The sequence below is a fragment of the Micromonospora sp. NPDC005205 genome (assembly GCF_040608275.1).
Taxonomy (GTDB): domain Bacteria; phylum Actinomycetota; class Actinomycetes; order Mycobacteriales; family Micromonosporaceae; genus Micromonospora.
Window position 1 is genome coordinate 84004 of the sequence record NZ_JBEXHV010000003.1, and the last position, 18354, is coordinate 102357.

Below are 18354 nucleotides of genomic sequence, written 5' to 3' on the forward strand. Positions count from 1 at the left end.
CCTCCCGCAACAGCGGATACTCCGGCGATGCCCCGGTCACCGCCGGGCCGATGCCGTGATCATGTGATGAGAAGTAGGTCAAACTCGCTCCTGGAACCTACTTTTCATCACATGATCATGGGTCGATCGAATGAGTCGGCAAGCGGCACCGAGCCTCGTAGCGTTCCGGGGATGAGCACGGGCGACGAGCGTGACGTGGTCCGGCGCGGGTACGACTCGCTCTCCTACCACTATCGATCGGACGACGCTGACGACGGCCAGTACGCTCCCTGGCTCGCCGGCCTACACCAGCGCCTACCTGCCTCAGCAGCGGTCCTCGACCTCGGGTGCGACTGTGGGGTGCCGGTTGCCCGATTCCTCACCAACGCTGGACACCGCGTGACAGGTGTCGATATCAGCGACGTGCAGATCGAGCGGGCGCGCCGCCTGGTGCCCAACGGCACCTTTCTCCGCGCCGACGCCACCCGGCTCGACCTGCCGCCAGCCTCCTTCGATGCCGTGGTCTGCCTGTACGCAGTCATCCACATGCCCCTGGCCGATCAACCGCAGCTCATCGAGAGCATCGCCACCTGGTTACGCCCCGGCGGCTGGCTGCTCGCCACCGTCGGCAACAGCGCCTGGACAGGCACCGACGACAACTGGCTCGATGGCAACGCCACCATGTGGTGGAGCCAAGCCGACGTCTCCAGTTACCGCTCATGGCTGCGACAGGCGGGGCTGGCAATCATCGCCGAGGACTTCGTCCCCGAGGGCGGCAGCGGGCACAACTCCTTCTGGGCACAGCGCCCAGAGAACTGACCAGGCCCGCGCCGCTGCTGCTCAGCCTGGCAATGCCCACGCTCCTCGTCGCCAGCCACTGACCGTCGCTGCTCCCATCAGATCAGCCGTTGGATGCGGACCTTCGGGCGCTCGTTTCGCAGGTGGCCGTGTTTGTGCTGGCGAATCTGCTCGTCCCAGACGTCCTGGTCGTAGTCGGGGTCCGGCGGGATCCACTTGTGGGAGCCGTCGCTGTAGTGGAACTTTTCGTCATCCGCACGAAGGATGCTCACCGCGTCCAACCCAGGAAGCGACAGTGCAGATGGCCGGCCGGAACGTGGGCCAGGTCCTGGGCGGCGTCAACCAACTGGGCGGCCAGGTAAAGGGCCAGCGACACCGGGGCTCCGTGGTACTCGGCTTGCAACTCCCGGCGGCGGGTATGGCAAGGCCAGTCGGCACCACAGCCAGCGCAGATCCAGGCCGGGATGATCGCGAGGTGGCTCGTCATTGCGTTTCGTCCTGCCTCGGCCAGTGACGGCGACTGATCGGGATCCGGTGGCGGCTTCTACACGGCAGGTCGGAACCGCAGCGACAGATGCGTCGCCAGTGCTGCCAGGACCAGATTGGTCGGTGGCGGCGCGCCAGGGTGAGCGCCACTGCGATGACGTACTCGTCGTAGGACACCCGCTGGTTGTTCGCCGCCCTTCGCTGCCGATCGTCGAGATCCCCAGCTGCACGGGCGAAGCCTCCGGTTGAGGCAGCATCGTTCGGTCTGGTCACTGTGCCTCCCGCCGACGCCTGGGGTTCCGTGGGCACCCGGCCAGCCGTGTCCGGAGACAGGGCACCCACGGCAAGGACGACCCGGCCGCCAAGCTGGGTAGCCCCACGAGCCAACTTAGGACGCAATGTGCGCAGGGTCAACAGCTACGACACATAGCGTTGTAAGTCGAGCCGAAGATGTGGTTCTCTTGCACCAGCCGCCAAGCTGGGAGCACCACCTATGTCTGAAGCTGCCTATCTACAGGTCGCCCGAGATATCCGCGAGCAGATCAGCTCCGGCACGTTGAAGCCGGGCGACAAGCTGCCGTCCTTCGCCGCCCTGTGCGAGCGCTATGACGTCAGCAACACCGTGATCCGCGCCTCGATGCTCGTACTCAAAGCCGAAGGCTTGATCGACGGGCGCCAGGGCAAGGGCGTGTACGTCGCCAACCCGCCTCACGAATAGACCACGGCACAGCAGGCCGAGCGCCCCCACACGTTCTCGGCCCTTAACTGGTCCGCAGACGGCAGGCCAGAGGAATGCCGTCCGCGGGTCGTCGGCCGCGTGTGGGACCCGAATGCTCCGGGCACATTCGAAGCGTGTCCGGCCGGACAGCGGTCGTCGCGTTCGGCGCTGATGTGCGATCCTCAGGCGGGGATGCCGAGGACCAAGAGGTGAGCCATGATCGACAAGTTCACGGTTCCACTGCTGACCCCCTTCGAGGCCGCCACACACCTGCAGATCCCCGAGCGGACCATGCGTCGCTGGCTACACCAGGACGCTGCAGGATCGCCGCTCGTACACAGCGTCAGGCCTGAGCGTCGAGGCTGGCCGTCAGTGCCCTTCATCGCGCTGGTCGAGGCTTACGTACTACGCGCTTTACGCGATCTGGGGCTTTCCCCGCACAGAATCGCTGAAGCGGCAGCAACGGTTAGAACCCAGTTCGGCACCGAGTACGGTCTGGCAACCCGCAAGATCGCAACCGACGGCATCGACGTGTTCGTGCACTATCTCGACAGCGACGAGATCGCCCGCGCACCCGACGGGCAGATGCCGATTCGACAGGTCGTCGAGAACTACCTGCAGTACATCGCATGGGACGACGACGGCTTCGCCAGGAGGCTGACCCTGCGGCGCTACGACCCCGCTGTCGCCCAGGTCGTCATCGACCCACGGTTTGCGTGGGGGGCCCCCATCGTCGAGTCCGCCAAGGTCACCGTTGACACGATCCTCGGCATGTGGAGAGGCGGAGAAAGTCCCGATGTCGTTGCCAGCGAATACGGACTGAGCGTTGAGCAGGTCGAAGCGCTCATCCGAGTCGCCGCCTGAGTTTTTCGCTGACCGCTGCCTGGGCAAACAGGCACCGGCGTTGCTGGTCAACCTGGGTTGGGTTGTTCACGTAGTTAGTGATCATTTTCCAGACGACGCTCAGGCGGTCAGCGATCCCGAATGGATCGAGTACGGGCTGCAGCGCGGGTGGTCACTTCTTACTCAAGACGAACGGATCTCCACGCAGCCGGCGGTCAAGGCGCTACTACGCGAGTACGGCGGGTGCATCCACTGCCTTGACAGCGCGAACCTCGCGATCCAGGCGCGGGTCGCTCGATTCGAAATCCAGCGTGGTGCCATCCATCAGAACGCTCGGGATCGGCGGGTGGGCTTCTTCCTTGTGCGCGAGCGCGGAGCTCCACGGCGCAAGCGGTAGCCGCAGAGCTTGACTGGCTGCTACGGCTCGCCGACGCAACCTGCCGTGATCGCAGCGACAGGTCGGGGGTCGTGCCTTCGCTACTTCCAGCGGAAGTGGACGAAGAGGCGGCCGAAGTTCTTCGAGTCCTTCTCGACGCGGTGGTAGAGCTGCTTGACGTCCTTCTGGTCGAGGAACCGCAGCACCCGCTTCTTGAGCTGGCCGGACCCCTTGCCGGGGATGATCTCGACGAGGGTGGCCTTCTTCGCCACCGCCTCGTCCATGATCCCGCGCAACGCCCGGTCGATGTCCTGGCCCTTGTTGAAGATCTCGTGCAGGTCCAGCTTGAGCTTCATGCCGCAGCCCCCGGCCGGTCAGGTCCCATGTCCGCCATCCTAGGCACGTCCGCCAGGTCGTCCGACGACGACGAAGGGGCGGCCCCGAAGGGCCGCCCCTGCCACGTCGACCCGCACGCTCAGCGCCGGCCGCCCACTCGGGTCTCCACCCGCTCCAGCGCGGTCCGGTAGTCGTCGTTGGCCGCGTACATCGCTGCGGCGATCCGCAGGTGCCGCAGCGCGTCGGTGTGCCGGTTCAGCCGCTCCAGCGTCCGACCGAGCACGTGGTGCGCGTAGTGGTCGCTCGGGTCCCGTTCGACCAGCTCACGCAGGTGCTCCTCGGCCCTGTTGAGCTGGGCCGACTGGAAGTACGCCCGGGCCAGCAGTTGCCGGACCGCAGCGTTGCCGGGTTCGGCGTCGATGATCGGCTCCAGCAGTCGGGCTGCACCGCTGGGGTCACCGGTCTCGAAGAACATGGTCGCCCGCCGGTAGTCCGCCAGAAGATCCATCTGCCACCTCCTCGGGTCGCACCGTCACCTGTTCCGACGCTGGCACAACACCGGACGTTTGGCGACTGTTCCCGGGGTCGAGATCGGGTCACTTCCGGCCGCCGATGGGCCGCCGAAGAGGCGTCGAATGGTCAGGTGCGGGCGTTGCGTCGTCCGGCGGACAGTTCCCAGGCGCGCACTCCGCCGACGATTCCGGCGGTGTTGGGCACCACCACCACGTCGTCGCCCATCCGGGCCAGCTGCTCGGGCCGGATCAGTCGGGAGTTGCCCCCACCCAGGTAGAGCCGGTCCCAGCGGAACACCGGGCGCAGCCCGTCCACCACCTGCCGGATCCGACGGGACCAGAAGGCGTCGCCGAGCCGCCGCCGTTCCGGCTCGCCGACGTACGTGTCGTAGGTGGTGCCCCAGCGCACCGGCGCGTGCGACAGCTCCAGGTGCGGTGCGAGCACCCCGCCGTCGAAGAGCGCGCTGCCCAGCCCCGTCCCCAGGGTCAGCACCAGCTCGCAGCCGGTGCCGGCGACCACTCCGGCACCGTGCACCTCGGCGTCGTTGAGCACCAGCGCCGGCACCCCGAACGCGTCGGCCAGCGCGCCGCGCGCGTCCCAGCCGGACCACTCGGCCAGCAGGTCCGGGTCGACCCGACTGCGGGGGCCGCTGCGGGTCACGTAGTGCGGCGTGCTCACGACCACTCCGTGCCGGATCATCCCGGGTACGCCGACAGTGAGCCGGTCCGCCGTTGGCAGGCGCCCGCCGAGATCCCGCAGGGTCCGGACAAACAGCGCGGGCGGCAACGGGTACGGGGTGGGCACCCGCAACGGCCGGGCCCGCATCGTTCCCGCCTCGTCGAGCACGGACGCCTTGATGCCCCCGCCGCCGCAGTCGATCGCCAGTGTGGTCACCACGTCGTTGAGTCTGCCCGCTGGGGAGCAGTGATATGCAGGCGGCCGGATAGGCTGCCGTCCTGATGAGCGCCACGATGATCGTCAAGGACCTGGCCGCCGGGCACGGCGACCGCCCGCTCTTCGCCGGATTGGACCTGGTGGTCGCCCCCGGCGACGTGGTCGGGCTGGTCGGGCCGAACGGGGCCGGCAAGTCGACGCTGCTGCGTACCCTCGCCGGGTTGTTGCCGGTCGAGGCCGGCAGCGTGCGACTCAGCCCGCCCACCGCGAGCGTCGGACACCTGCCGCAGGAGCCGGAACGGCGGCCGGGCGAGACGGTACGGGACTTCCTGGCCCGCAGGACCGGGGTGACCGCCGCGCAGGCGGCGTTGGACGCGGCGACCGAGGCGCTGACCGCCGGGGCGGCGGGCGCCGACGACGCGTACGGCGACGCGCTGGAGCGCTGGCTCGCCCTCGGCGGCGCGGACCTGGACGAGCGCGCCGAGCAGGTGAGCGCCGACCTGGGGCTCGCGGTCGACCTGGACCACCCGACGACCGGGCTCTCCGGCGGTCAGGCGGCCCGGGCCGGGCTGGCGTCGCTGCTGCTCAGCCGGTACGACGTGTTCCTGCTCGACGAGCCGACCAACGACCTGGACCTGGCCGGGCTGGAACGGCTGGAGGAGTTCGTCACCGGGCTGCGCGCCGGCACGGTGCTGGTCAGCCACGACCGGGAGTTCCTGACCCGCACGGTGACCCGGGTGTTGGAGCTGGACCTGTCGCAGCAGCAGGTCAACCACTACGGCGGTGGCTACGCGGCCTACCTGGAGGAGCGCGAGGTGGCCCGTCGGCACGCCCGCGCGGACTTCGAGGAGTACGCGGAGACCAAGGCTGGGCTGGAGGCTCGGGCCCGGACCCAGCGTGGCTGGATGGAGAAGGGCGTGAAGAACGCCCGCCGCAAGGCCACCGACAACGACAAGATCGGCCGCAAGTTCCGAGCCGAGTCGAGCGAGAAGCAGGCCGCCAAGGCCAAGCAGACCGATCGGCTGATCGAACGGCTCGACGTGGTCGAGGAGCCCCGCAAGGAGTGGGAGCTGCGCATGGAGATCGCCGCCGCGCCCCGCGCCGGCGCCGTCGTGGCCACGCTGCGCGGAGCCGTGGTACGCCGTGGTGGCTTCACCCTCGGCCCGGTGGACCTCCAGATCGACTGGGCGGACCGGGTCGCGGTGACCGGGGCGAACGGCTCGGGCAAGTCCACCCTGCTGGCCGCGCTGCTCGGCCGGCTGCCGCTGGACGAGGGCACCGCCTCGCTCGGGCCCGGCGTGGTGATCGGCGAGGTGGACCAGGCCCGCGGGCTGTTCCTCGGCGACATGCCGCTGATCGACGCGTTCGAGGCGGCCGTACCCCACCTGTCGCCGGCGGACGCGCGGACCCTGCTGGCCAAGTTCGGCCTGCGGGCGGCGCACGTGCCCCGACCGGCGGCCACCCTCTCCCCCGGTGAGCGGACCCGGGCCGCGCTGGCCCTGCTCCAGGGCCGTGGGGTGAACCTGCTGGTGCTGGACGAGCCCACCAACCACCTGGACCTGCCCGCCATCGAGCAGCTCGAATCGGCGCTGGCCAGCTACCCCGGAACGCTGCTGCTGGTCACCCACGACCGGCGGATGCTGGCGGCCATCGAGACCAACCGGCGACTGCGGGTCGACTCCGGGCGGATCGCCGAGGATTGATCCGTGTCCGCGGGCCGGCGCGGGGTGAGAATGACGCCATGCTCAAGTGGGAGTACGCCCTGCTGGTCCGCCGCCGCCAGGCCGCGACCACCGACCTCGGCTGGGAGGTCGTCTTCGTCTGGTACGGCCCGGACGGCTCGATGGTCGACGTGACGCCGTACGGCGACACCTCGCTGGCCCACCTGAACCGGGCCGGCGACCAGGGCTGGGAGTTGGTCGCGATGAGCGAGGACCCGTCCCTGCCCGGCAACCACGAACTGCACCGCTACCACCTGAAGCGGCCGAAGCCCGCCGACCCGCCACCCCGCCAGCGAATGCGCGGCGGCCGACGCACCGTCTCCGGCTGATCCGACCGCTCCGGGCCGAGGCGGCCGGCGCGAGACCCGTGCCCGCGCGAGACCCGTGCCCGCGCGAGACCCGTGCCCGCGCGAGACCCGTGCCCGCGCGAGACCCGTGCCCGCGCGAGACCCGTGCCCGCGCGAAGCCCGTGCCCGCGCGAAGCCCGTGCCCGCGCGAAGCCCGTGCCCGCGCGAAGCCCGTGCCCGCGCGAAGCCCGTGCCCGCGTTGACCGTGATGTCGTGGAGTCATCGTGATGACTGTGTGGCATCACGATGACTGCGACTCGGCCCGCGACCCGCGACCCGCGCGTGGGCGGACCTCGCCTCAGCGGGCGGCGAGGTGGACGAGTGGGGCATAACGGGCGGGATTGCGGGTAACGCGCGGCGGGAGGTGGCCCGAATGGTCGCTTTGGCACAGACTCCGCCCTCGGCCGACCGGCTGCGGGCGATCGATGATTTCCTCGCCCAGGCATGGGCGGATCAGGTCCGCCACGATGATCGGTTGCGGGACCTGGCGGTCGAGGTGCGGTTCGACCGGGGGGTGGCGCATCTGAGCGGCCAGGTGGCCGAGCCCGCCCAGCTACGGCTGGTGCGGGAGCTGGTCGGACGGCTGGCCGGTGTCTACGGCGTCTGGTGCCGGGTCGGCATCGGCGGGCGGGCGCCGGTGGTGGTGGACCTCGGTTGTGGGCCGACCAAGCAGTGGTCGAGCAACCTGGGGCTGGACATCTACCCGGCGCCCGGAGTGGATGCGGTGGCGGACCTGTCCGGCTCGCTGCCGCTCGCCGACAACTCGGTGGACGTCCTCTTCGCGGTGCACATCCTGGAGCACCTGATCGACTTCCTGCCGCTGGTCGACGAGTGTCACCGGGTGCTCCGCCCCGGTGGGGTGCTGCACGTGATGAGCCCCTGGTGGGGGCATGTGAACGCGGTGGCCGACCCGACTCACGTCCGGCTGATGGACGTGCAGACGTTCAAGGGGATCTGCCAGCTGCGGCCACCGGGCACGCCGCGCTGGTACCCACTGCACGCGGGCTGCGACGGCGCCTCGATCTTCGCCGACCTGACGCCCCTTCCCCCGGACGCCGACCCGGCACCCCAGTCCCACCTGGCCCGCTTCTTCGACTAGCGGGTCTGGGTGGACTCGCGGAGTTCCAGGCGGTGGGGGGCGCGGAGTTCCTGGGCGGGGCCGGTGCGGTCACCGTCCAGGCGGTTGGCGAGAAGTTGGACGGCCAGGCGGGCGACCTGCTCCTTCGCCGGGGCGACGGTGCTCAGGGTCGGGGTGGCGAACCTGCCGTCCTCAATGTCGTCGAAGCCGGCCACCGCCACGTCCTCGGGGACCCGCAGGCCAGCCTCGTGCAGCGCCCGCAGGGCACCGAGGGCCAGTGTGTCGTTGAAGCAGAAGACGGCGTCGGGGCGTACACCGGAGGTGAGTAGGCCCCGCATCGCGGCCGCGCCGTCCGCGCGGTGCCAAGCCGGCGCGGACGCCACCAGGGACTGGTCGTGGTCGAGCCCGGCGGCGCGCAGCGCGTAGCGGTAGCCGGCCAGGCGCAGCCGGGCGCTGGCACCCCCGTCGGTGCGCTGCGAGCCGACGGCCGCAATGCGGCGGCGACCCGACTGGATCAGGTGGCTCGTGATCTCCCGGGCCGCTGCCACGTTGTCGATCACCACGCGATCCGCCGAGCACTGTTCGATCCGCTCGCCGAGCAGCACCATCGGGGTGCCGTCCAGACCGGCCAGGTCCGCCGCGGTGAGCGCCGACGGACTGAGGATGAGCCCGTCGATCAGGTGGTCGGTGATACCGGCGGCGAGCACCCGTTCCTGGTCACGCCGGCCGCCGGTCTGGTCGATGAGCACCGTCCAGCCGTGCTCGGCGGCGGCGCTGACCACGTGACGGGCCAGCTCGGCGAAGTACGGGATGTCGAGTTCCGGAACCGCCAGCGCGATCACGCCGGTGCGTCCCTTGCGGAGGTGACGGGCGGAGAGGTTCGGCCGGTAGTTGAGTTCGACGATCGCCTCCTCGACCCGGGCGCGGGTGTCCGGTCGCACGTGCACGTGGCCGTTCACGACGTTCGAGACGGTCTTGACGGAGACGCCGGCCCGTTCCGCAACGTCCTTGAGTCTGTGCCGCACGCCGCAACCTCCCCGATGGACCCAGCGCACCATAGCTGCGCGGGTCGCGCGGAAGGGCCCCGCCGATCGGGCCCTTCCGCACCTTCGGGTCAGGCAGTCGGCTCACGGGGGGTCGGAGCGACGGCGGGCTCGTGCTGGGCCAGCCGGTTGCGGCGGTACCCGTAGCCGAAGTAGATCAGCGCGCCGAGCAGCATCCAGGCCAGGAACCGCAGCCAGGTCTCCACTGACAGGTTGAGCATCAGGTAGAAGCAGGCCAACGCCGAGACGATCGGCAGCACCGGTGAGAACGGCACCCGGAACGGCCGCTCCAGGTCCGGCCGCTTGCGGCGCAGGATCGGCACCGCCAGCGAGACGAGGACGAACGCGCAGAGCGCGCCGATGCTGACCAGGTCGGCCAGCGCGGACAGCGGCAGGAAGCCGGCCAGCAGCGCGACCGCCACCGTCATGATCGCCGAAATCCGGTACGGGGTGCCCCAGCGCGGGTGCACCTTCGCGATCGAGGGCGGGATCAAGCCGTCCCGGGCGATGGCGAAGCCGATCCGCCCCATCGCCACCAGGTCGACCAGGATGACGCTGGTCAGGCCCGCGACAGCGGCGATGGAGACCAGCACTGCGGCCCAACCCGCGCCGACCGACTCGAAGGCCGACGCGATCGGGGCGCCCCGGTCGATCTCGGTGTACGGCACCATCCCGACCACCACCAGCGAGACGCCGATGTAGAGCACAGTGGAGATCAGCAGCGTGCCGAGCAGACCCAGGGTGAGGTCCCGCTTGGGCTTGCGCGTCTCCTCGCCCAGGTTGGCCACGGCCTCGAAGCCGGTGTACGCGAAGAAGACCACGGCGGCGGCGCTGAGCACCCCGACGAAGCCGAAGACCGACGGCTCAAGCCCGAAGAGCGCCTGCGTGACCGGCTGCTTGATGCCGTCGTCGCCGCTCCCGGCGGGCTCGGCCGGCGGGATGAACGGGGTGAGGTTGGCGGCCTTGACGAAGAACAGCCCGGCTACCACCACGAAGACGCAGATGGCCACCTTGACCAGCACCAGCAGGTTGGTGATCCGGGCGGATTCCCGGATGCCGACGATCGCCACGACGCCGAGGATCAGCACGATGGCGATGGCGCCCACGTTGACGGTGCTGCCCTCCTCGCCGAACCATCGGGTCGGCAGGTCGAGCAGTTCGGCGAGGTAGCCGGACCAGCCTCGGGCCACCACCGCGGCGCCGAGCGCGAACTCCAGCAGCAGGTCCCAGCCGATGATCCAGGCGACGATCTCGCCCATCGTGGCGTAGGCGTAGGTGTAGGCGCTGCCGGCGGTCGGCACGCTGGAGGCCAGCTCGGCGTAGCAGAGGGCGGCGAGCAGGGCCACCACGCCGGCGATGGCGAAGGAGATCACCACGCCCGGCCCGGCGCTGTCCCGGGCCTCGATCCCGGTGAGCGTGAAGATGCCGGTGCCGATCACGATGCCGATGCCGAATCCGGTGAGGTCGATCGCGCCGAGCCGTCGCTTCAGCCCCAACTGGCCGTCGCTGCCGTCCGCCTCACCCTGGGCTATCACGTCCTTGATTGGTTTTGTGCGCAGCACGGACACCCGGTCACCCCTTCCACCGTGCGACCACCCCGTGGCGGCCGGTGACCGGCGTTGCTACCCAACGGAGCGATTGGTCAACCACGAACTCTTGCGGCGTCGGCCAGATTGTGAAAATTTCCTACCAGCAACGCGGAGATCGACGGCGAATCTTGCCGCGCACCGCGCGAAACATCCGGGAGCCCCAACGAAGGGACACACCGCATGAAAGCCACCCGACTCGGAGTCGCCGGGCTGGTCACAGCCCTGCTCGGTACGTTCGTCACCGCCACCCCCGCGAGCGCCGCGCCCAGCGCGGCCGACACCACCACCACCACATGCGCCACCGACCCGGCCACCCCGAAACGGCAGTTCCGGGCCATGTGGATCTCGTCGGTGGTCAACATCGACTGGCCCAGCAAGGCGTCCCAGACCAGCCCCGACCGGATCGCCGCGCAGCAGACCGAGTACCGCGAGCTGCTCGACCTGGCCGGGCGACTGAACCACAACGCCGTCGTGGTGCAGGTCCGGCCCACCGCCGACGCGCTCTGGCCCTCGCCGTACGAGCCCTGGTCGGAGTACCTGACCGGGGTACGCGGCCAGGACCCGGGCTGGGACCCACTGGCCTTCCTGGTCGACGAGTCGCACAAGCGGAACCTGGAGTTCCACGCCTGGTTCAACCCGTACCGCGTCTCCATGCCGGCCCCCGGTGGCGCCGGCGCGGACCTCGCCCAGCTCGCCCCCGGCCACCCGGCTCAGCAGCACCCCGACTGGACCTTCGCCTACCCACCGGCCGGCGTGGCCGGCAGCCGGCTCTACTACAACCCCGGAATCCCCGAGGTACGCGAGTTCGTCCAGACCGCCATGATGGACGCCGTCAAGCGGTACGACATCGACGGTGTCCACTTCGACGACTACTTCTACCCCTACCCCAGCGGCACGTACCAGGTGCCGGACGATGCGACCTTCGCGGCCCACAACCGGGGCTTCACCGACCGGGCCGACTGGCGGCGGGACAACATCAACCTGTTGATCCAGGAGATGAACGGCAAGATCAAGGCGGCGAAGCCGTGGGTGAAGTTCGGCGTCAGCCCGTTCGGCATCTGGCGCAACAAGACCGCCGACCCGCTCGGTTCGGACACCACCGGCAGCCAGTCGTACGACATCATCTCCGCCGACACCCGTAAGTGGATCAAGCAGGAGTGGATCGACTACGTGGTGCCGCAGCTCTACTGGTACATCGGCCAGTACCCGGCCGCCGACTACGCACGCCTCGTGCCGTGGTGGGCCGAGACGGTGCGCGGCACCCGCGTGCAGCTCTACATCGGCCAGGCCGACTACAAGAGCGGAGACCCGGCGTACGGGCCGTACTGGCAGAACCCGCGTGAGCTGTCCGACCACCTGACGCTCAACCGGTCGTACCCGGAGGTGCAGGGCAACGTGCACTTCTCCGCGGTGCAGGTGCGGGCCAACCGGCTCGGCGCCACCGACATCTACGCGGGTGAGCACTACTCCCGACCGGCGCTGGTGCCGGCCATGCCCCACCTGCCGGCCCGGCCGCTGCTCTTTCCGGTGGTCACCAAGGCGACCCGGCAGGCCGACGGCGTCCGGCTCACCTGGCGGCAGCCCGCCGACGGCGTCGGCCCGCTCGGCACCGCCACCTCGTACGCGATCTACCGATTCGACGGCACCACGCTGCCCGGCCGGTGCGCCACTGCCGACGCCGCGCACCTGGTCGACACTGTCCGGGCCACGCCCGGCAGCGTCCAGTCCTGGGTGGACACGTCGGCCGAGCCCGGCCGGCGCTACACCTACCAGTTGACCGCGGTGGACCGGTCGGCCAACGAGAGCGCCGCCAGCCCGCCGGCATTCGTCCTGCGCTGACCGTCTCTCTGAATGCCCCGGACGCCTCGCGCGTCCGGGGCATTCGTCTGTTTCGACGTATGTCACCAATAGTTGGCGATGCGCATACCACCTAGTTGATCAGCTGATCGACACTCATCGACATCCGGTAACCCGCCGGTAACTTCCGTCCCACCCGCTCACCCCCGCGGAGGTAACCCGTGCCCCGACGTCTCGCCACCCTGCTCGCCTCGGGCGCGTCAGCGCTGCTCGCCACCCTCGCCATCGCCTCACCCGCCGCCGCCGTCACCCCCGCCCAGAAGCTCTCCGTGCTGTCCAGCTGGACCCAGACCAGCGCGTCCAGCTACAACTCGTGGAACAGCGCCCGGGTCAACCGGGCGCCCTGGGCCGAGTACAACTTCAACTGGTCCACCGACTACTGCTCGTCCAGCCCGGACAACCCGCTCGGCTTCACCTTCAACCTGGGCTGCTACCGGCACGACTTCGGCTACCGCAACTACAAGGCGGTCGGCCAGTTCTCCGCAAACAAGTCCCGCCTCGACAACGCCTTCTACGAGGACCTGAAGCGTGTCTGCACCACGTACAACTCGGTCGTCCGACCGGCCTGCTACAGCCTGGCCTGGACCTACTACCAGGCGGTCAGCATCTTCGGTTCGGTAGCGGCCGTCCAGCAGGCCGACATCGACCGCGCCGCCCGCATGAAGGCCCAAGCCGAAGCCAACGCCGCAACCCACTAACCCCCACCCCCCGCACTCCCCACCCCACGCCCTCGCGCCCCCACGCCCTCGCGCCCTCGCGCCTCGCCCGCCCGCCCGCCCGCCCGCCCGCCCGCGATCTTGCACTTTCGGTTGTCGGTTTGCCGCTTTGGCACCGGTTCCTCACGACAGAAAGTGCAAGATCGGCGGGGCAGGGCGGGGGCGCGGGGGCGCGGGGGCCGGCGCGAGGGCGCGGGGCCCGGGGGAGGAGGGCAGGGGCGAGGGAGGGCAGGGGCGAGGCAGGGCAGGGCTGGGCGGGTGGGGTTAGGCGCGTTCGGTTCGGGTGGCTGGGTGGCGGTCGGGGTCGGCGGGACGGCGGGGGGTTGGTTGGGACAGGCCGGTGCTGAAGCGGGTCGAGTCCGCCGCCAGGTCCGGGTGTTCCACGTCGAGTGCCAGCGCCGCGGCCTCGTCCAGCCCCAGCTCCGCACCCTCGCCGTACGCGTCGTCGAAGGCCGCGTCGCCCAGCACCGCGCGCAACTCCCCCTGCTGCTCGGCCCAGTAACCGCCGAAGATGCCGGGGGTGGCCCGCATGCTCGCCCGGGTGGCCTGCGCCGCTCCGAACAGGCGGGCGGCGGTCAACCGCTCCCCGCCGATCGCGCAGCGCACCGCTACCGCGTTCAAGGTGTCGCACGCCCGCCCGTGGTAGCCGTGACCCATCCGGGAGCGCAACGCCACCAGCAGATGCTCGTGTGCGGCGATCACGTCGCCGCGGGCCAGCGCGACCATGCCGAGCAGCATGTCCACCGAACGCCGTCCCCGCTCCACGGGCCGGGCCGCCTCCACCGGACGCACCGCGCCCAGCAGCTCCGCGGCCTCCTCCAGGGCACCCCGCCGCCACAGCAGCTCGGCCAGGCTGAAGACCGCGAACAGAGCCTCGCCGACCACGTCCTGCCCGTGCGCCCAGTCGATGACCTCCCGGCACACCCGTTCGGCCTCGGCGAACTGCCCCATGTCGACAAGCGGTGCCGCCCGGCCGGCGAGCACCCGAGCCAGCAACCCGGCGTCGCCGGCCTGCCGGGCCGCCGCCTCCGCCCGCTGGGAGAAGCGCAGTTCCTCGGCGAACTCACCGTCGGCGCTGGCATGCAGCGAATGCATGTGGTACGCCGCCGCCAGCTCCGCCTCCGGGATCCGCTCCCCCGTCTCCGCGATCCGTCCGTACAGCCGGAACAGCCACAGCCGCCCCTCGCGGGCCAGGCCCCGCTCCAGCCACCACTGGTCCAGCCCACCCGCCAGGCCGAGCCCGGCACGGGCGCTGCCGCCGGTGGCGCACCACCGCAGCGCGGCGCGCAGCTCCCCGGCCAGTGGATCGAGGGCATACAGCGACAGCGTCACCGGCCGGCCGTCCTGGCCCAGGTGGGCCCGGTCCAACGCGTGGGCCGACCAGGCCACGTGCCGGTCCCGGGCGGCCTGCTCCTCGCCCGCCTCGGCCAGCCGTCGCGCCGCGTACGCCCGGATGGGGTCGAGCATCCGGTAGGTGCTGCCGGAGGCCCGCGGCTCGGCCAACACCATCGACTTGTCCACCAGGACCGACAGCGGGTCCAGCGGATCGTCACCCAGCAGCCACTCCACAGTCGCCAGATCCACCGGGCCGGCGAAGACCGCCAGCCACCGCAGCAGGCGGGCGGCCCGGGGCCCCAGCGTCCGGTAGGACCAGGTGACGGTGGCCTGCATGGTCAGATGCCGTTCGGTGGCCGAGCGCTGCACCGCTCGGCTGGCCGGTGAGGGTGGCGACGCTCCGGCCGCTGCGGCGACCAGGTCCACGGTGTCCTGCTGGTTGCCGGACCAGCCCCGCTCCACCGGCGGCGGATCCGGGTCCTCCCGGCCGGCGTCCAGGGTGCCGAGGACGTCGTCCAGGCGCTCGGCGAGCTGACCGACCGAGAGCACCCGTAGCCGGGCGGCGGCCAGCTCGATGGCGAGCGGCAGGCCGTCCAACCGCTGCACGACCCGACGCAGGTCGGCGGACTCGGCCGGGTCCGGCTGCCGACCACCACGGGCCGCCGCCGTACGGTCCAGCAGCAGCGCCACCGCGTCGCTCTCCGCGCCGTCCGCGCGCGGGTCAACAGAAAGCGGCGGAATCCGCCACACCACCTCGCCGGGCAGGCTGAACGACTCGCGACTGGTGGCCAGCACCCGTACGCCGCTTCCACCGGACAGCAGCCGCGCGATCACCTCGGCGCAGGCGGCAGGTTGGGTGTCACAGGTGTCCAGTACGACCAGCATCCGACGGCCGGCCGCGTACTCGACGAGGGTGTCCAGCATCGGCCGACCGGGCTCGGGACGCAGGCCGAGCACGGCGGCGATGGCGAACGCCACCAACCCCGGGTCGGTCACCGAGGCGATGTCGACGAACCAGACCCCGTCCGGGTAGGCCTCGACGACTCCGCTGGCCAACTCCACCGCAAGCCGGGTCTTGCCCGCGCCGCCGGCGCCCAGCACGGTGACCAGGCGGTTCTGACGCACCAGCAGGCTCAGCTCGATGCGCTCGGCCTGCCGGCCGACGAACGAGGTGACCTGGGTGGGCAGGTTGTGCGCCACCGCGTCGGCGGTGCGGGGCCGGGGGAACTGTCGCTCCAGACCCGGTGCGACCAGTTGGAACAGCCGTTCACGGTCGTCAAAGCCGCGTAGCCGGTGCAGCCCCAGGTCGAGCAGGGTCGCACCCGGCGGCATCGGCTCGGCCCGACGGGCGGTGGACGCCGTGCAGAGCACCTGCCCGCCGTGCGCGGCGGCCGCCACCCGGGCGGCCCGGTGCACCTCGGCGCTGGCGTACTCGCCGTCGCGTGGCTCGGCATAGCCGGTGTGCAGGCCCATCCGCACCCGGGGCGCGGCCTCGGGGGTGGGCCAGTCATGGCTGGAGAGTGCCCGCTGAGCGGTCAGGCACGCGGTCATCGCCGCGGAAGCTTCCTCGAAGGCCAGGAAGAACGAGTCGCCCTCGGTCAGCAGCTCCGCGCCACCGGTGCTGGCCAGCGTGCGGCGCAGCAGCCGTCGATGCTCGGCGAGCACCGGGCGGTAGTCCGGGCCGAGCAGCTGAGCCAGCCGTGTAGAGCCCTCGATATCAGTGAATACGAAGGTCACCCAACCGCTCGGGAGCTGGATCCGTGGCGACATGCGAGGAACCTCCGCCCGTGACGTCGGGTTCATGCTGCCTGAGTCCGAACGATCACACATCGTGAGAACGGCCGGGCAAGTGCCGCCAACGTGCCACTCGGACCCGCTCCCGAACAAGGCTGGCCCACCAGGCGGCGGCGAATTGGCCCGATCAGCAGCCGCAGGCGCCGCCGCAGCAGCCACCACCACCACCAGCGGCGGGTGCCGGGGCACCACCACTGCGACCGGTGACTGCGACCGCGGAAAGAAGCTTGACCGTGTCGGCGTGTCCCTGAGGGCAGCTGGCCGGCTCACCGGCCGCCGCCATCGAACGGTTGACCTCGAAGGTGTCGCCGCAGGCGCGGCAGCGGAACTCGTACCGGGGCATGCCACCCAGGGTACGTGGATCTGACGGTTCGCGGAGCATGGGTGATACTCGACAGGTGGTGGACGGCGAGGACGACACGCGTGTGCAACCGTTACGACCGGCCGCGCCGCTGGACGGGCCGCTCGAAGGCTCCGGGGCCGCGCCCGACCAGGCGCGCAAGGTGCCCCGCCCCCGCCGCCCCTGGCTGAGCGGGCGTTCCGCCGGCGCGCCGAGCACGCCAGCGACCACCACGCCACCAGTCGCCACGGCGGTTCCGCCAGCGGCGAAGTCCTCCGCAGCCGACTCCGCCGGGTCCGAACCGGACTCGCGCGCCGCCGGCCCGGAGGTCCCGGCCGAATCTGTCCCGACCGCAAGCCCCGCAGCCGACCCCCTGGCCGCGGCATCCAACGCCGAGACGGGCAAGGCCAAGGACGCGAAGGCCGAAGCCGGTAAGGCCGACACCCCCGAGGCCAAGGACGCGAAGGCCGACGCCGCGGAGGCGGACGGCAGCGCCAGTGGCCCGGCCTCGTCGAAGGCGGCCGGCGCGTCGAGCGCCGACGCGCCCGCCGACGACGCGAAGACCGACGCCGCAGATCCGGCGAAGACCACTGTGGATGAGATCCCGGCCGTGCCGGCGTCCGACCCGGCCCGCCGACGGCGGGTGCAGTTCGCGCACGCGGTACGGCTGCCGCCCCGTCGGGCAGCAGCCGCAGCGACGCAGGCGACCCGTGCGTGGGCGCGCCGGCCGAGTGGTCGGCTGACCCTGCCCGGTGTCTTCCTGCTGGCACTGGTGGCAGCGACCGGCGCGGTGGGAGCGCTGCTCGTACCGGCCACGATCCGTGCACCGCGCCCGGTCGCCGTCGACGCCTCGGCCGCGCCGAGCGGGGTGGCAGCGCCTGGGATGCCGTCCGGCCTGCCGACCAGCCCGCTGCCCACCGGGCCGCTGCCGACCGGACCACTGCCGACCCTTCCGCTGCCCTCCGGCGGGTTGCCCGGCAACGGGCTGCCGACCGGGTCGGTGATCGGTGGCCGACCATCGGATGCCCTGGCCGGCTGGGCGCAGCAGGTCGGTGCCAAGGTCGGTGTCCCGGCGGTAGCCATGCAGGCGTACGGCTACGCCGAACTGGTGCTCGCCCAGACCAACCGCAGCTGTGCGCTGAGCTGGACCACGCTGGCCGCGATCGGAAAGGTCGAATCGGATCACGGGTCGACCAACGGGGCCCAGTTGGGGCAGGACGGCAAGGCGGTGCCCAACATCTTCGGGCTGCCGCTGGACGGCAAGGACGGCCGGATGCGGATCATCGACACCGACCGTGGGGCGCTCGACGGGAACTCGACCCTCGACCGCGCCATCGGGCCGATGCAGTTCATCCCGACCACCTGGCAGGAGATCGGCGCGGACGCGGACAACGACGGCGTCAAGGACCCGCACGACCTGGACGACGCGGCACTGGCAGCGGGGAACTACCTCTGCAAGGGCGGCCGGAACCTGAGCATCGCGGGCGACTGGTGGAACGCGATCCTCTCCTACAACGACGTACGGCGGTACGCCCAGGACGTCTACGACACCGCGAACCGGTACGGACGGGCCAGTCGGTAGTGAAGTGAT

At 70.9% G+C, this 18354-nt stretch carries 19 protein-coding genes; 10 read left to right on the forward strand and 9 right to left on the reverse strand.

Annotated features, from left to right (window positions below; genetic code table 11):
* Positions 1-171: 171 nt before the first annotated feature.
* Entirely contained in the window at positions 172-798 is a 627-nt protein-coding gene (locus tag ABZU43_RS07720; RefSeq protein WP_355005731.1) for a class I SAM-dependent methyltransferase, read from the forward strand.
* A 77-nt stretch (positions 799-875) separates the two neighbouring features.
* Here ABZU43_RS07720 and ABZU43_RS07725 read toward each other — a convergent pair whose 3' ends face one another.
* Together ABZU43_RS07725 and ABZU43_RS07730 are read right to left on the reverse strand one after the other, a co-directional pair.
* Positions 876-1049: a hypothetical protein gene (locus ABZU43_RS07725; RefSeq protein WP_355005732.1), complete on the reverse strand. Its 174-nt coding sequence runs from the start codon at positions 1047-1049 to the stop codon at positions 876-878.
* Complete coding sequence (locus tag ABZU43_RS07730) at positions 1046-1264, reverse strand: flavin reductase (protein WP_355005733.1); 219 nt, start codon at positions 1262-1264, stop codon at positions 1046-1048. Before ABZU43_RS07730 ends, ABZU43_RS07725 begins: the two co-directional genes overlap by 4 nt.
* 492 nt (positions 1265-1756) lie before the next feature.
* Here ABZU43_RS07730 and ABZU43_RS07735 point away from each other — a divergent pair, with 492 nt between their 5' ends.
* The 3 genes from ABZU43_RS07735 (at position 1757) to ABZU43_RS07745 (ending at position 3221) form a co-directional block, all read left to right on the forward strand.
* A complete protein-coding gene (locus ABZU43_RS07735) occupies positions 1757-1981 on the forward strand; it encodes a winged helix-turn-helix domain-containing protein (protein WP_355005734.1) in 225 nt (74 codons plus the stop codon).
* Positions 1982-2197: 216 nt separating this feature from the next.
* Positions 2198-2845 (forward strand): DUF433 domain-containing protein, encoded by a 648-nt coding sequence (locus tag ABZU43_RS07740; protein WP_088987489.1) that lies wholly within the window; start codon positions 2198-2200, stop codon positions 2843-2845.
* A 40-nt stretch (positions 2846-2885) separates the two neighbouring features.
* The gene (locus tag ABZU43_RS07745; RefSeq protein WP_355005735.1) at positions 2886-3221 is read left to right on the forward strand and encodes a hypothetical protein; all 336 of its coding nucleotides are present in this window, start codon (positions 2886-2888) and stop codon (positions 3219-3221) included.
* Between the two features lie 80 nt (positions 3222-3301).
* Here the strand turns inward: ABZU43_RS07745 and ABZU43_RS07750 are convergent, their stop codons facing one another.
* From ABZU43_RS07750 to ABZU43_RS07760, 3 genes are all read right to left on the reverse strand, one after another.
* Positions 3302-3556 (reverse strand): Smr/MutS family protein, encoded by a 255-nt coding sequence (locus ABZU43_RS07750; protein ID WP_007465523.1) that lies wholly within the window; start codon positions 3554-3556, stop codon positions 3302-3304.
* A gap of 119 nt (positions 3557-3675) precedes the next feature.
* Positions 3676-4044, reverse strand: a complete 369-nt coding sequence (locus tag ABZU43_RS07755) for a tetratricopeptide repeat protein (RefSeq protein WP_355005736.1) — start codon at positions 4042-4044, stop codon at positions 3676-3678.
* Between the two features lie 131 nt (positions 4045-4175).
* Positions 4176-4946: an ROK family protein gene (locus ABZU43_RS07760; protein ID WP_355005737.1), complete on the reverse strand. Its 771-nt coding sequence runs from the start codon at positions 4944-4946 to the stop codon at positions 4176-4178.
* A gap of 62 nt (positions 4947-5008) precedes the next feature.
* On the opposite strand from ABZU43_RS07760, the gene ABZU43_RS07765 reads away from it, so the two are divergent.
* The 3 genes from ABZU43_RS07765 to ABZU43_RS07775 all read left to right on the forward strand — a co-directional run bounded on the left by ABZU43_RS07765 (position 5009) and on the right by ABZU43_RS07775 (position 8110).
* Positions 5009-6646, forward strand: a complete 1638-nt coding sequence (locus ABZU43_RS07765) for an ABC-F family ATP-binding cassette domain-containing protein (RefSeq protein ID WP_355005738.1) — start codon at positions 5009-5011, stop codon at positions 6644-6646.
* Positions 6647-6684: 38 nt separating this feature from the next.
* Positions 6685-6993 (forward strand): hypothetical protein, encoded by a 309-nt coding sequence (locus tag ABZU43_RS07770; RefSeq protein WP_355005739.1) that lies wholly within the window; start codon positions 6685-6687, stop codon positions 6991-6993.
* Positions 6994-7384: 391 nt separating this feature from the next.
* Positions 7385-8110 carry a methyltransferase domain-containing protein gene (locus tag ABZU43_RS07775; RefSeq protein ID WP_355005740.1) on the forward strand — a complete coding sequence of 242 codons (726 nt, stop codon included), beginning with the start codon at positions 7385-7387 and terminating at the stop codon, positions 8108-8110.
* Here the strand turns inward: ABZU43_RS07775 and ABZU43_RS07780 are convergent.
* The gene (locus ABZU43_RS07780) at positions 8107-9114 is read right to left on the reverse strand and encodes a LacI family DNA-binding transcriptional regulator (RefSeq protein WP_355005741.1); all 1008 of its coding nucleotides are present in this window, start codon (positions 9112-9114) and stop codon (positions 8107-8109) included. The two genes, ABZU43_RS07775 and ABZU43_RS07780, sit on opposite strands and share 4 nt — an antisense overlap.
* 89 nt (positions 9115-9203) lie before the next feature.
* Positions 9204-10700: an amino acid permease gene (locus tag ABZU43_RS07785; RefSeq protein ID WP_355005742.1), complete on the reverse strand. Its 1497-nt coding sequence runs from the start codon at positions 10698-10700 to the stop codon at positions 9204-9206.
* Between the two features lie 201 nt (positions 10701-10901).
* On the opposite strand from ABZU43_RS07785, the gene ABZU43_RS07790 reads away from it, so the two are divergent.
* Complete coding sequence (locus tag ABZU43_RS07790) at positions 10902-12560, forward strand: family 10 glycosylhydrolase (protein ID WP_355005743.1); 1659 nt, start codon at positions 10902-10904, stop codon at positions 12558-12560.
* A 179-nt stretch (positions 12561-12739) separates the two neighbouring features.
* Positions 12740-13276, forward strand: a complete 537-nt coding sequence (locus tag ABZU43_RS07795; RefSeq protein ID WP_355005744.1) for a phospholipase — start codon at positions 12740-12742, stop codon at positions 13274-13276.
* A 282-nt stretch (positions 13277-13558) separates the two neighbouring features.
* On the opposite strand, the gene ABZU43_RS07800 is transcribed toward ABZU43_RS07795, so the two are convergent.
* Both ABZU43_RS07800 and ABZU43_RS07805 read right to left on the reverse strand, forming a co-directional pair.
* Complete coding sequence (locus tag ABZU43_RS07800; protein ID WP_355005745.1) at positions 13559-16399, reverse strand: NB-ARC domain-containing protein; 2841 nt, start codon at positions 16397-16399, stop codon at positions 13559-13561.
* Positions 16400-16550: 151 nt separating this feature from the next.
* A complete protein-coding gene (locus ABZU43_RS07805) occupies positions 16551-16766 on the reverse strand; it encodes a zinc ribbon domain-containing protein (protein WP_112670364.1) in 216 nt (71 codons plus the stop codon).
* Positions 16767-16803: 37 nt separating this feature from the next.
* Here ABZU43_RS07805 and ABZU43_RS07810 point away from each other — a divergent pair, with 37 nt between their 5' ends.
* Positions 16804-18345, forward strand: a complete 1542-nt coding sequence (locus ABZU43_RS07810; RefSeq protein WP_355005746.1) for a lytic murein transglycosylase — start codon at positions 16804-16806, stop codon at positions 18343-18345.
* The last annotated feature ends 9 nt before the right edge of the window (positions 18346-18354 follow it).

Excerpts from the sequence above, each read along its gene's own strand:
- ABZU43_RS07790 (WP_355005743.1), top strand. The coding sequence starts at position 10,902 with ATGAAAGCCACCCGACTCGGAGTCGCCGGGCTGGTCACAGCCCTGCTC.
- ABZU43_RS07755 (WP_355005736.1), bottom strand. The coding sequence starts at position 4,044 with ATGGATCTTCTGGCGGACTACCGGCGGGCGACCATGTTCTTCGAGACC.
- ABZU43_RS07720 (WP_355005731.1), top strand. The coding sequence starts at position 172 with ATGAGCACGGGCGACGAGCGTGACGTGGTCCGGCGCGGGTACGACTCG.
- ABZU43_RS07765 (WP_355005738.1), top strand. The coding sequence starts at position 5,009 with ATGAGCGCCACGATGATCGTCAAGGACCTGGCCGCCGGGCACGGCGAC.
- ABZU43_RS07750 (WP_007465523.1), bottom strand. The coding sequence starts at position 3,556 with ATGAAGCTCAAGCTGGACCTGCACGAGATCTTCAACAAGGGCCAGGAC.
- ABZU43_RS07735 (WP_355005734.1), top strand. The coding sequence starts at position 1,757 with ATGTCTGAAGCTGCCTATCTACAGGTCGCCCGAGATATCCGCGAGCAG.
- ABZU43_RS07810 (WP_355005746.1), top strand. The coding sequence starts at position 16,804 with ATGGGTGATACTCGACAGGTGGTGGACGGCGAGGACGACACGCGTGTG.
- ABZU43_RS07800 (WP_355005745.1), bottom strand. The coding sequence starts at position 16,399 with ATGTCGCCACGGATCCAGCTCCCGAGCGGTTGGGTGACCTTCGTATTC.
- ABZU43_RS07740 (WP_088987489.1), top strand. The coding sequence starts at position 2,198 with ATGATCGACAAGTTCACGGTTCCACTGCTGACCCCCTTCGAGGCCGCC.
- ABZU43_RS07770 (WP_355005739.1), top strand. The coding sequence starts at position 6,685 with ATGCTCAAGTGGGAGTACGCCCTGCTGGTCCGCCGCCGCCAGGCCGCG.
- ABZU43_RS07730 (WP_355005733.1), bottom strand. The coding sequence starts at position 1,264 with ATGACGAGCCACCTCGCGATCATCCCGGCCTGGATCTGCGCTGGCTGT.
- ABZU43_RS07805 (WP_112670364.1), bottom strand. The coding sequence starts at position 16,766 with ATGCCCCGGTACGAGTTCCGCTGCCGCGCCTGCGGCGACACCTTCGAG.
- ABZU43_RS07775 (WP_355005740.1), top strand. The coding sequence starts at position 7,385 with ATGGTCGCTTTGGCACAGACTCCGCCCTCGGCCGACCGGCTGCGGGCG.